The sequence below is a fragment of the Rhodoflexus sp. genome (assembly GCF_053489755.1).
The window spans coordinates 1-11,549 of record NZ_JBRCHD010000025.1 but is presented as its reverse complement, the minus strand read 5'-3'; the positions used below and the strand labels follow the sequence as shown (position 1 = coordinate 11,549).

The following is an 11,549-nucleotide window of genomic DNA, read 5'->3' as shown; positions in this document are numbered from 1 at the left end:
AGGCATTTGCTTTGGACTCACGGCGTTGCTTTTTTCCAAAATGGCGCATTTCTGGCAAAATCTGTTCAAAAATTATATCCATTATGCGCCTTTGCGACCTGTTGCAGGTGGCGCAATCATTGCTTTGGCGGTGTGGGCATCGGGCACGACAAAGTACATCGGTTTGGGTGTACCAACCATTGTGGCTGCCTTTGCAGACGATTTGCCTTTCTATGATTTTTTCGTCAAAACATTGGCAACTACTTTCACACTTGGAGCAGGCTTCAAAGGCGGTGAAGTTACGCCGCTATTCTTTGTAGGTGCTACGTTGGGTAATGCACTGAGCGAACTGATTCCGTTGCCTGTTGCTTTGCTGGCAGGCATGGGGTTTGTTGGCGTTTTTGCGGGAGCAACCAATACGCCAATCGCCTGTACGCTGATGGGCATTGAACTGTTCGGAGTGGAAAGCGGCGTTTTTATTGCGCTTGCCTGCGTAGTGGCTTACCTCTTTTCGGGACATACGGGCATTTACGGCTCACAGATCGTTGGCAGCGTTAAGCACGGGCTGCATCTGCGAAAAAAATCGCGAAAGATTAGCGAGTTATAGCCTAATTTTGCTTCTTTTTAAATTCATATGGTAATGACCTCATTCAATCCTTGGCATCATGTTCACCCAGGCGAAACCTGCCCGAAATTAGTGAATGGCATCATTGAAATTCCTAAAGGCACACGCGCCAAATATGAGTTGGATAAAGACAGCGGCTTGATTAAATTAGATCGCGTACTGTACTCTTCGGTTTACTATCCTGCCAATTACGGCTTTATTCCGCAAACCTATTGCGATGATAAAGACCCCTTAGACATCCTGATTTTTTCACAGATTGCGATTGTTCCGATGTGTATTGTGGAGGCAAGACCTATTGGTGTGATGCGCATGTTGGACAACGGCGAGGCAGACGATAAAATTATTGCCGTAGCAGCAGGCGACCCAAGTGTAAATCATATTGAGGACATCTCTTTGCTGCCCAAATACTACATTTCGGAGATGCGCAATTTTTTTGAGGACTATAAAAAACTGGAAAATAAAACCGTTGTGGTAGAAGACTTCCTCAACCGCGAGATGGCAGGGCAAATCATTGCGGAAAGCGTTGAGCTGTACAAAGAAATCTTCGGCAAGCGACAAGTGTAAAAATGATAAGAGTCATCCCAAAAATTCAGAAAGACGGATGCAGGCTAATAACAAGGAATAACACAGATTTTTTGATTATTTTTTGAATCAGGAAAGAAACAGCGCATAGAAATCCGTGAAAATCTGCGTAATCAGCTTTCCAAAAATTCAGGATGACTCATGTTAAACTGATTTACTAAGTCCTGAAAACCAACGCATTATACTGCAAAACTCTCGCCGCATCCACAGGTGCGCGAGGCGTTGGGATTGATGAACTGGAAACCTTTGCCGTTTAGACCATCCGAAAAATCGAGAGTAGTGCCTACCAAGTACAACAGGCTTTTCTTATCTACCATGATTTTGATGCCTTTATCTTCAAAAATCTGATCACTTGGTTGTAAAGTGTCATCAAATACAAGGTCATACATCAAACCTGAACACCCGCCGCCTTTTACAGCTACACGGATGTTGTGGTTGTCGGTTTTGCCTTCTTGCAAACGCAGTTCTCTTATTTTATTTTTGGCTTTCTCTGTAACGCTGATCATACAAAACAAGATGGATTTTTTACTGTTGAAACCATTCGGTCATATTGGCTAACAGCAAAATTATGTAAATAGTTCTTCTCTATGACTGAAATCGGGAATTATCGCTGGCGCATATTGGCGCTCCTATTTTTTGCGACCACGATTAACTACATTGATCGGCAGGTGATCGGTATTTTGGCGCCCGTTCTTCAATCTGAAATTGGCTGGAATGAAATTGACTACAGCCGCATTGTAATGGCTTTTCAGATAGCCTATGCAATTGGCATGGCATCTACGGGCTATTTTCTGGACAGGTTTGGTACGCGCATTGGTTTTGCAGTAGCTATTGTGGTCTGGAGTGTGGCGGGAATGGGTCATGCGCTAGCAAGTAGCGTAGCAGGTTTTTTAGTGGCACGTTTTACGCTCGGCATCGGTGAGGCTGCCAACTTCCCTGCCTGCCTGAAAACTGTTTCTGAATGGTTTCCGCCCAAAGAGCGAGCGCTGGCAACAGGTATTTTTAACTCAGGGTCAAATATTGGAGCAATCCTTGCGCCGCTAACCGTTCCATGGATTGCGACTTATTATAGCTGGCAATGGGCATTTATTATTACAGGTGCATTGGGCTTTATCTGGCTGATTTTCTGGTGGAAAATGTACACCAGACCCGAACGGCATTCTGTACTTAGCCCTAAAGAGCTGGCCTACATACAAGCAGAAGATCAGCGAGGCGCGCCCCCTGTGCGCTGGGGGCAATTGCTCGCTTTCCGCCAGACTTGGACGCTTTGCCTGATGCGGTTTATCACCGATCCGGTATGGTGGTTTTTTCTGTTTTGGGTGCCTAAGTTTTTGTATGCGCAATATGGCTTACAACTACAAGCACTTAGCCTGCCGCTAATTGTACTTTTTCTGGTAGCCGACTTGGGCAGCGTATCGGGAGGCTGGCTGTCCTCGTTCTGGTTGAGGCAGGGGCGATCTTTGGACTATGCCCGTCGTAATTCACTGCTCGTATGCGCCCTGTTGGCAGTGCCTGTTTCGCTGGCTGCGCATATGCCCTCTGCCGCCGGCGCTATTGCTTTGGTCGCACTGGCAGCAGCGGCTTATCAGGGCTGGTCTGCCAACATTTTCACAATTATTACTGACTTATACCCTAAAAATGCGGTAGCGTCTATGTCGGGACTGGCAGGTATGAGCGGCGCTATTGGTGGTAGTGTTTTTTCTTCATTCATTGGTTATTTGTTGGAAACAACCGGTAGTTACAAACTCATTTTTGGTGGAGCCGGACTTATTTTTATATCGGCATGGCTATTGCTTCGTGTGTTTTTGCCGATTTTACAAGTAGTTAAAAGTGAGTAGATATACTCATTTTTTATCCAATTGTGTGCGGCATACAACATTTTGATTTTTGACAGGTTACATGATGGCGGTGATGTTTTAGGAAAATCATTTATCTTTACGCACTTTAACCTAATGGCGATGTAATTAACTTCTACTTTAGTTTCGGATGAGGAGTATTTCTTTTAAGATGGTTGTGCTTTGTGTAGCAATGGTATTGCTGGGCAGCATGCCTGCGTTCTATTTTTCCTACACAGAAGCGCGACAGTCAATAGAAAATGACATCAAGCAGTCGCTCCTTAAAGAGACTTCTCTGACCATTTCGGGTATTGATCGTTTTTTGTACGAAAGAAAGAAAGATCTGTTTTCTATTTCGCAGGATCCTGCTTTCAGTGCGCCGCTATCCAATAATGCAGTTAAGCAACGCGAGCGAAATAACGCTGTTCAGCGCCGGCTTGACGAGTTAGCCATTGCCTTCCCGCTTTATCAGAGCCTTACCTATTTCGATACTTCCCGTAATTACATTGCCGATACGCGCATAGAAAATGTAGGCAGAAAGCATACCTATTCCAAATACTGGCCTGAATTGCAAGTGAAGGACTTTACGATGGAAGTTTCCAAATCCGAGTCCCTGAAAATACCCGTGATTCACTTTGCCAAAAAAATTCGGGACGAGAAAGGGCAGTATGTAGGTGTACTCGTTGCGCGGGTGGCGATGAACAAATTACATGACTTGTTCAATCAGATTATCGGTGGTGAAGGTTTGCAGGACGAGTTGCGCAAGAGTTTAGAGATCGTGCTAGTAGACAGCGATGGCTATATCTTGTTTTCCAATAAAAATAAGTTTGCAGCGCTTTCCAAGCGCTATCCTGACATCAAGTACATTAAAAAAATTATAGAATCACCTACCTTCAGCCAGAAAAACCGCTTCATAAGTACAGATAAAGAGATCTACGTACTCGAGACTCAAAAGGGGTATCTGGACTATGCCGGCAGCGGCTGGATCATTATTGCGAAGGCTTCTAAAGAAATTATCTTCAAACCTATTCTGTTTTTGGGCGATCGCTACGCGCGTATTGCATTGATTATCTGCGGTATAGGAACGGTGATAGCTATTGTCGTAGGTCGCTACTTTGCACAGCCGATCGTTTCGCTCAATCAGGCAGCCGAAGAAATGGCTGAGGGTGAGTGGAATGAAATTATTTCGGACGGACGGATGTTCAGGCGACAAGACGAAATAGGCGAACTTGCTCGCAGTTTCCGCAATATGTCGTATCAGTTGGACAAGAAAATCAAGGAACAAAAAGAACTGAATGCGCAGTTGATCTACAAATTTGAAGAGGTACAGCAAAAGACAGAAGAAATCCAAAGCCAAAACGAGAAAATTGCACAGCAGAAAGGCGAGATAGAGAAAGCGCTTTCCGAAATCAAGTTGAAAAATAAAAATATCACCTCCAGTATTAATTATGCGCAGCGCATTCAGTCCGCACTCCTGCCTGAAAAAGAGGCAATTGCGCGTTGCTTTAGCCAGTCCTTTATACTTTATAAACCTAAGGACATTGTCAGTGGCGACTTTTACTGGTTTCGCCAAATGGTCAATGATCGGGGCGAGCCTGTTGCTGTAATGGCAGTTGTAGATTGTACCGGACACGGCGTACCCGGTGCGCTGATGTCGGTTATCGGTAGCAATCTCCTTTACCAAATTGTTGTGATGGAGCGATTGTTAGATCCTGCTCAAATTATCAGGAAAATGGATACAGGCGTTATTAAAACGCTGAAGCAGAATGAGTTATCCTCTAACAGACAAGACGGAATGGATATGACCATTTTTGTCTACAACCAGCACAGCAAAGAACTTGTTATTGCCGGTGCACACCAGTCTGCCTACATTGTGCGCAACGATACCATACACGAAATCAAAGGCGATAAGTTTGCCGTAGGCGGTATTATCAATACGAAAGTAGTACGCACGGTCAATAATCACACATGGCACTGTATGCGTGGTGATATGCTGTACCTCTGTACAGATGGCTATACGGATCAGTTTGGCAACGCCGACGGCGGACAGCCACCTATTAAATTTGGACGGAAGTTTTTCCGCCAACTCCTCAAAGATATCTACTGCGCCGATACCTCGCGCCAAGAAGAAATCCTTTCAGAAACACACAAAATGTGGCGCAACGATGAAATCCAAACCGATGACATTACAGTGATCGGTATTCGCTTCTGAGGTTTATCAGAAAAAAATTTCCTGCGCAAGTCTATAGGTATTGCTGTGTGCCTCAATAATATCTGCTATGCGCGGCGAGTATCCGCCTCCCATGCTGACAGCTATCGGGATATTGTTTGTCTTACAGGTTTGTAGTACAAATCGGTCGCGCTGCTTGCAACCCTCTCTGCTGACCGCGAGTTTACCGAGTTTGTCTGTTGCCAGAATATCCACACCTGCAATGTAGAATATAAAATCGGGTTGTACCTTGTCTATGAGGCGCGGAAGCATGTTGTAGAGCGTTGTCAGATAGAGTTGATCGTCTGCCCCATCGGGCAATCCGATATCCAAATCCGATTTTTCTTTTTGTAGCGGGTAATTTTTTTCGCCGTGCATGCTAAAAGTAAATACACGGCTGTCATTGGCAAAAATCTGCGCAGTACCGTTGCCTTGGTGTACGTCTAAGTCCACTATCAGAATGCGCTGCGCCAATCCCTGATTGAGCAGATAATGCGCCCCGACAGCAACATCATTGAGCAGGCAAAACCCCTCACCACGGTCAGTGAAGGCATGGTGCGTACCACCGGCTATGTTCATAGCTACACCATACTGCCGGGCAAAAAGCGCTGCCTGAATAGTTCCCTGTAGGATAACAATTTCGCGCTGCACCAGGCTTTCAGACAGCGGAAAGCCTGTTTTGCGTATTTCGCTTGGAGAGAGTTGCAGGCTTTTGAGTTTTTCCCACCAAGTCTGGTCATGGCTGGCGAGTATGGTAGCTTCTGCGGCAGGATGCGGGGCAAAAAAATTATCATTAGTGGCTGTGCCCTCATACAAAAGCTGCTCGGGAAGCAGGGTATATTTTTCCATTGGAAAGCGGTGCCCTTCCGGTAGCGGATGATGGTAAATAGGCGACCAAGCTATTTTTAACATATCGGATAATCTGTTTGTAGCCGCAGAATGTTTATACACACAGCAAAACTACCTGCTGAAATTCGTACATTCGCATCGCTTAAAGCATGTTTTGTTATGATTCTGAGAGTTTTATTGGGCTGGTTGCTGCTTAGTGCTGCCGTTGCTCATGCCGATATTGGCGATATTGCAGCTATTAACCGGCTAAAGCGGGAGGCGGAAGTTGCTTTTCAGAGAAAATTTTGGAACGTGGCAATAGATAAGTATAAGACATTGGTAGAACGCTATCAGGTCAAAGAGGCTGCCGTATTGCTGAATCTGGCACATGCCTATTTCCAGACAAAGGAATATGACATGGCGCTACTATACTATGAACAAGCTGCCAAAAGCAAAGACAAGGCAGTGCAAACGGTTGCCTTCCAGCAAGCTGCTGTTATTAAGGCGCAAAGTGGACAGCTGGAAGACGCGCTACGATACCTGCGCAACAGCCTACGTGCTTCTCCCGATAATCAAGCCGCTCGTTACAACTACGAGGCGGTTTATGCTTTGTTAAGCAAGAAGCAACAGCAGGGTGGACAAGGGCAACAGGACAATAAAGATCCATCGCAGCAAAATCAAAATCGCCAGCAGCAGCAACAGAATGCAGAAAATAAGCAGCAGCAACAACAGGGTCAGCAAGCCAAAGACAATGCGCAAACAGGCAATAAAGACGAACAAAGTTCCGAAAAAGGCGACGTGGAAGAGGGGAAAGGCGGTAGCCAATTGCGCAGCAAACGATTGGAACAGGTTAAGATGACAGAAGAAGAAGCCAAAAACATACTCGAGGGTATTCGCAACAAAGAGGTACAATACCTGCAACAAATGCAGCGCCCCGCCAACCGTCGCCCAGATCGTAGCAAACCTGACTGGTAGCCTGCCTAATCGTACACATTGCTGATGTGTGTCAGCATTTGTGGCTGCAAAATGCGAATTTTTCTCTTGTCAATGCTAATAATATTGGCTTCGCGCAATTCCGAGATCACGCGGATAGCGGTTTCTTTAACTGTACCTACAAAACTTGCCAGATCTTCACGGGTGAGGGAAATGGCATGGTCTTCTTCGGTAGATGAGTTAGCGAGTAGTAGTAGCGCCTCTGCTATGCGACTTCGAACAGGCTTATGTGCAAGGTCGCTGAGTTTTGCTTCGGCTTCGTCGGCTTCTTTGCAAATCATTTCCATCAGTGCCTGATAAAAATCGTTGTTATTGCGCAGTAGTGCAAAAAAGTCTGCTTTAGGAATGACACATATACGACACTCTTCCAAGGCTACTGCTGAATAAGTGTACTTGCTTTTTAAAATCAGCGAGCGATAGCCCAAAAAATTGCCTTCGTGGGCAATGCGCATGATTTGTTCTTTGCCATTAGAACTTAGTTTACTGATTTTCACCGTCCCACTATTGATACAGTACAAAGCCGCAGGCACATTGTTTTCTAGAAAAATGTAATCGCCTTTGCGAAATATCTGTGTTGATTTGCTTGAGTTGATTTGTTCAGTTTCTGCTATTCGACAAAAACTGAACAATGATTGCCCTCTGCTTTTACAGTTGTGGCAAACAGGTGTTGCTGATTTCATAATTTTGTATGTTGAAGTTTGCTGATTCAAATATACAAAACTGTCAGGAAAATCTTGTATTTTATTTTTTCAGAATCAATAGCGGCAGGTTTGATGTGAAGGCAAACTCTTTGCTGATGCTTGGTTCAAACAGTCGCTCGATGAAACTGCGCTGCTGATTGAGTACCACTAATAACTCTGACGGATGCGCGTTGAGATAGTCGCGGATACCTGATACAACACTTTGGGCAGTTTGCAACACAAACTCGATCCGCGCGCCTGAAATATGCCAGTACTTGTTTTTAAGACTTTCCATCAACAATAAATCGGTATCTACCTTTGCCTGATCTGCTGAAATGTGCAGGCAGATCAGTTTACTGTCGAATAATTCACCAAACGATAGGAGATCATCTATGACTGCTGTATCCGCTTCGTCAAAGTCTGTCGCATACACTATGTTAGAGATCCCTTTGTAGCTTGTGCCCTGCGGGACAATCAATATCGGGCAACTAACCTGCTCAGCAACTGCACCGGCTACAGATCCTAATAAGATGCGCCCCAACCCGCTTGCACCTTTTGTACCCATCACCACTAATTGATACTCACCCCGCTTAACCATCTCGCCTACATCATCGGCAACTAAGCCCATTTTGACCAACACTTTGACCGATACAGGAGAGCCGTCTGCATAGGAAGGCTTCTCTAACTGATCCCTCAGTACTTCGAGACGCTCGTTCCAGTAAAGTTCCTGATTATCTATTTGCACATTCAAGTAGCTGGGGTCAATTGTTGCAAACTGTACCTCTGTCATCACATAAAAACTGTGATATAGTGTTACCTCAGCACCCGTTTTAGCTGCTATTGCCATTGCATAGTTGAGCGCTGTCAGCGAGTTTTCCGAAAAGTCAATAGGTACAATGATCTGCGTACGTCCTTGCGTGGCAGAGGTTTGTGTTGTATTGGTATTAGCTCTCAGGATATTCATAGCGATAGATCAATGATATTTGCTAACCAAAGGTATAGGCTCAATGAGCAAAACTTTAATGACTTTTGTCATCATTGTTCATAAATTTCAGAAAAGTTAATGCGCTGTACACAACGCGTACGTTTAATGAATCCATCAGAGGTTGCTCAAATCAGGAGTGGGTGTAGCGGATTTACCACCTGCCTTCCGCCTGCAATATATGGACGCATTCGGGGCGGGTGTGGGAGTATCGCCGGAGAGGAGAACGACATGTACCAGACCAAACATAACGAGTTTTTTGCCTCTATATGCAAAGGGTAGCCTACTAACGACGGGGCAGAGATGTCTCCGCACAATGCTTGCGCTGATTGGGCAAACGATCGCTTATGCAGGGCAAATCATCAGCCTGGAAGAGACTTGGGCTTCTAAGAAAGTCCTCACCCCCAATTATCTGGGAGTAGGGACGGGTAATGCCTGCGCCGATGGTGATTCCGGGAATTACAAAACAGTTGTAAGGTCAGGCAGCATATTTCTAAGATCTACGCCATTATTTATTATTGGTACGAAGATGCCAATGCCTGCAAATCGGCAAGTGTGTTGGCATCTTCGGGCTTTTTGTCGGTGCGCCAACGCAAAATGCGCGGAAAACGAAGCGCCACGCCGCTCTTGTGGCGGTTAGATGCCTGAATGCCCTCAAACCCGATTTCAAAAACAAGTTCAGGCTTAACGGTGCGCACAGGGCCGAACTTTTCTAAGGTGTTTTTTTTGACAAAAGCATCTACTTGGGCAATTTCCTTGTCTGTCAGACCGGAATAGGCTTTGGCAAAGGTAACGAGCTTGTCCCCATCCCAAACGCCAAAAGTGTAGTCGGTGTAGAGTGTAGCGCGCCTGCCATGCCCTTTTTGGGCGTAAATCAGCACGCCGTCAATGCTTAGGGGTTGCACTTTCCACTTCCACCAGTGCCCGCGTACACGCCCTGTCTGATAAGTGCTTGCTAATTTTTTCAGCATCAGCCCTTCGGCAGCATGTTCACGGGCGCTTTGTCGGATGGTCGCCAACGCTTCCCACGACTGAAAACTGACCGTTGGCGAAATGCGCAGGTTAGCGTGTGCAGTTTGCGCCACGACTTGTTCCAGCGCCTGCCGCCGCTCTGCCAACGGGCGATTGCGATAATCTGCGCCCTCATATTCCAGCAGGTCATAAGCGACAAAGACAACGGGAATTTCTGCCAGCAGTTTCTTGCTGACCGTTTTTCTGCCGATGCGTTTTTGCAGTTCGGCAAAGGGTAGGGGCGCATCGTCCTGCCATGCCATCAGTTCGCCATCCAATACACAAGAGACAGACATCGCCGCCAGTGGCGCGAGTTCGGGGTATTTATCGTTAACGAGTTCTTCGCCTCGCGTCCAAATGAATATTTGCCCCTGACGCACAATGAGTTGCCCGCGAATGCCGTCCCATTTCCATTCTGCCTGCCAGTCTTGTGGCGCGCCTAAATCGCTGATTTTTTCCTCTTCTAATGGATGCGCCAGACAAAAAGGATAGGGTTTGGAAAGCGACTGCGCCGTATCTTCGCCGATAATCAGTTCGCGGAAAGTGGTCTGCTGCGGCTCCCAGTTTCCCATGAGGCGATGAGCGACTTCGGCTTTGTCCAATTGGTAAACCTCGGCTACAGCGCGGGTAATGAGTTGCTGCGAAATACCGATGCGAAATCCGCCGGTCATCAGTTTGATGAAAACAAAGCGTTCCTGCGCCGAGAGTTGCTCAAAGGCTTCCATCAAGTTGGCTTTTTTACTTTCTTCGTCTAATCCGCCTAAGGATTGCAGAAAACCAATCCAATAGCTAAGCGTCTGATTGTGAGTTCTTACAGGTGTAGGCAGGATGAGCGAAAGCGTTTCTGCCAGGTCGCCTGTGATGTGGTAGCTTTCTTCAAAGAGCCAGTCGGGAATGCCTGCCGCTTCGGCTGCCCATTGGCGCAGTTGAGCAGCGCTTACTTGCCTTCGCGGGCGTTTGCCGCTGAACAGCGCCAGTAACCACAACTTGTCTTCATCAGGCGCTTCTGCCAAATATTTTTTCAAAATATCCAGTTTAGCGTTGGTCTTGTTGGTAGTATCCAACTCGGCGAACAGTTCGGCAAAGGCTTTCATGTGATTCTCAATAATCTTGGCGGGCTTTGCATTTTTGCCTCTGGGTACACAGCGGTTCAAACTTTACCGCAAAGAATTCAAAATGTTTAAGTCAACCGTTCCATTTTCCACTCGGCGATGGTTTTGGTTTGTGCGGAAAAGCTGATGCCGAGCAGGTAAATTTCTTTACCTTGATTGCGGTAGGCGTTGTAGTAGCCCTTTTCGTGGATTTGTTGCAGGGCGCTTTCCGCCGTATCGTTGAGTTTGAACTCAAAAATATAGAGGCGGTTTTCGTAGTGCATCACCGCGTCAATGCGCCCCGTTGCCACACTGATTTCCGATTGGATGTAAAAGCCGCAGAGTTTGAAGGCAAGAAAGAGGATAGCATGAAAATATCTTTCGCGGTGCTGGTCAAATAATTGATAGGGGATTGCAGAAAACAGCGCATTAATGGTTTGAACAAGCCTTTCCATGTCGTGATTTTCTACCGAAACAGCAATATCATACGCCAGCGAAGTTTTATTATTACCTGCATAAGCCGCCAGAATATACTGAATCATGGATTCTTCCACTTCTAAGTTTGGATAACCCAATCGGTAGCGCCTGAATCTGTCAATTTCCATTATCGTGAGGTAGCCTGTTTGGAAGAGCAGGGTTTCCAGACTGAGGTTGTCTATGTCAAAATTATCGGCTTCGGCCATAGAAATTTGAATGTTGGACACGTCGTACAACATGCGCCCTTTGAGGATTTC

At 46.1% G+C, this 11,549-nt stretch carries 11 protein-coding genes; 5 read left to right on the top strand and 6 right to left on the bottom strand.

Translation table 11 applies throughout. From position 1 onward, the window contains the following. Both ACWIP2_RS05680 and ACWIP2_RS05675 read left to right on the top strand, forming a co-directional pair. A partial coding sequence (locus ACWIP2_RS05680; protein ID WP_448518940.1) for a chloride channel protein occupies positions 1–586 on the top strand: 586 nt, incomplete at its 5' end. A gap of 33 nt (positions 587–619) precedes the next feature. Then, positions 620–1,168 (top strand): inorganic diphosphatase, encoded by a 549-nt coding sequence (locus ACWIP2_RS05675; protein WP_448518939.1) that lies wholly within the window; start codon positions 620–622, stop codon positions 1,166–1,168. 197 nt (positions 1,169–1,365) lie between these two features. Here ACWIP2_RS05675 and ACWIP2_RS05670 read toward each other — a convergent pair whose 3' ends face one another. Continuing rightward, complete coding sequence (locus ACWIP2_RS05670; protein ID WP_448518938.1) at positions 1,366–1,692, bottom strand: HesB/IscA family protein; 327 nt, start codon at positions 1,690–1,692, stop codon at positions 1,366–1,368. 81 nt (positions 1,693–1,773) lie between these two features. Here ACWIP2_RS05670 and ACWIP2_RS05665 point away from each other — a divergent pair, with 81 nt between their 5' ends. Together ACWIP2_RS05665 and ACWIP2_RS05660 are read left to right on the top strand one after the other, a co-directional pair. Then, positions 1,774–3,024: an MFS transporter gene (locus ACWIP2_RS05665; RefSeq protein WP_448518937.1), complete on the top strand. Its 1,251-nt coding sequence runs from the start codon at positions 1,774–1,776 to the stop codon at positions 3,022–3,024. Between the two features lie 148 nt (positions 3,025–3,172). Next, complete coding sequence (locus tag ACWIP2_RS05660; RefSeq protein ID WP_448518936.1) at positions 3,173–5,233, top strand: SpoIIE family protein phosphatase; 2,061 nt, start codon at positions 3,173–3,175, stop codon at positions 5,231–5,233. Between the two features lie 6 nt (positions 5,234–5,239). Here the strand turns inward: ACWIP2_RS05660 and ACWIP2_RS05655 are convergent, their stop codons facing one another. Then, positions 5,240–6,142 carry a histone deacetylase family protein gene (locus tag ACWIP2_RS05655; protein WP_448518935.1) on the bottom strand — a complete coding sequence of 301 codons (903 nt, stop codon included), beginning with the start codon at positions 6,140–6,142 and terminating at the stop codon, positions 5,240–5,242. Between the two features lie 96 nt (positions 6,143–6,238). Between ACWIP2_RS05655 and ACWIP2_RS05650 the strand changes: the two genes are divergently transcribed. Continuing rightward, positions 6,239–7,033, top strand: a complete 795-nt coding sequence (locus ACWIP2_RS05650) for a hypothetical protein (protein WP_448518934.1) — start codon at positions 6,239–6,241, stop codon at positions 7,031–7,033. 5 nt (positions 7,034–7,038) lie between these two features. Here the strand turns inward: ACWIP2_RS05650 and ACWIP2_RS05645 are convergent, their stop codons facing one another. The 4 genes from ACWIP2_RS05645 to ACWIP2_RS05630 form a co-directional block, all read right to left on the bottom strand. Next, on the bottom strand, positions 7,039–7,731 hold the full coding sequence (locus tag ACWIP2_RS05645; RefSeq protein ID WP_448518933.1) for a Crp/Fnr family transcriptional regulator: 693 nt from the start codon (positions 7,729–7,731) through the stop codon (positions 7,039–7,041). Positions 7,732–7,792: 61 nt separating this feature from the next. Continuing rightward, positions 7,793–8,695: a universal stress protein gene (locus tag ACWIP2_RS05640; protein ID WP_448518932.1), complete on the bottom strand. Its 903-nt coding sequence runs from the start codon at positions 8,693–8,695 to the stop codon at positions 7,793–7,795. 533 nt (positions 8,696–9,228) lie between these two features. Next, complete coding sequence (locus tag ACWIP2_RS05635; protein WP_448518931.1) at positions 9,229–10,818, bottom strand: ATP-dependent DNA ligase; 1,590 nt, start codon at positions 10,816–10,818, stop codon at positions 9,229–9,231. Between the two features lie 86 nt (positions 10,819–10,904). Beyond that, the coding region (locus ACWIP2_RS05630; protein ID WP_448518930.1) for a PD-(D/E)XK nuclease domain-containing protein at positions 10,905–11,549 on the bottom strand (645 nt) is incomplete at its 5' end.

What these genes read in the sequence shown, in the direction of transcription:
- ACWIP2_RS05670 (WP_448518938.1), bottom strand. Translation starts at nt 1,692, where the DNA reads ATGATCAGCGTTACAGAGAAAGCCAAAAATAAAATAAGAGAACTGCGT.
- ACWIP2_RS05660 (WP_448518936.1), top strand. Translation starts at nt 3,173, where the DNA reads ATGAGGAGTATTTCTTTTAAGATGGTTGTGCTTTGTGTAGCAATGGTA.
- ACWIP2_RS05635 (WP_448518931.1), bottom strand. Translation starts at nt 10,818, where the DNA reads ATGAAAGCCTTTGCCGAACTGTTCGCCGAGTTGGATACTACCAACAAG.
- ACWIP2_RS05675 (WP_448518939.1), top strand. Translation starts at nt 620, where the DNA reads ATGACCTCATTCAATCCTTGGCATCATGTTCACCCAGGCGAAACCTGC.
- ACWIP2_RS05655 (WP_448518935.1), bottom strand. Translation starts at nt 6,142, where the DNA reads ATGTTAAAAATAGCTTGGTCGCCTATTTACCATCATCCGCTACCGGAA.
- ACWIP2_RS05665 (WP_448518937.1), top strand. Translation starts at nt 1,774, where the DNA reads ATGACTGAAATCGGGAATTATCGCTGGCGCATATTGGCGCTCCTATTT.
- ACWIP2_RS05650 (WP_448518934.1), top strand. Translation starts at nt 6,239, where the DNA reads ATGATTCTGAGAGTTTTATTGGGCTGGTTGCTGCTTAGTGCTGCCGTT.
- ACWIP2_RS05640 (WP_448518932.1), bottom strand. Translation starts at nt 8,695, where the DNA reads ATGAATATCCTGAGAGCTAATACCAATACAACACAAACCTCTGCCACG.
- ACWIP2_RS05645 (WP_448518933.1), bottom strand. Translation starts at nt 7,731, where the DNA reads ATGAAATCAGCAACACCTGTTTGCCACAACTGTAAAAGCAGAGGGCAA.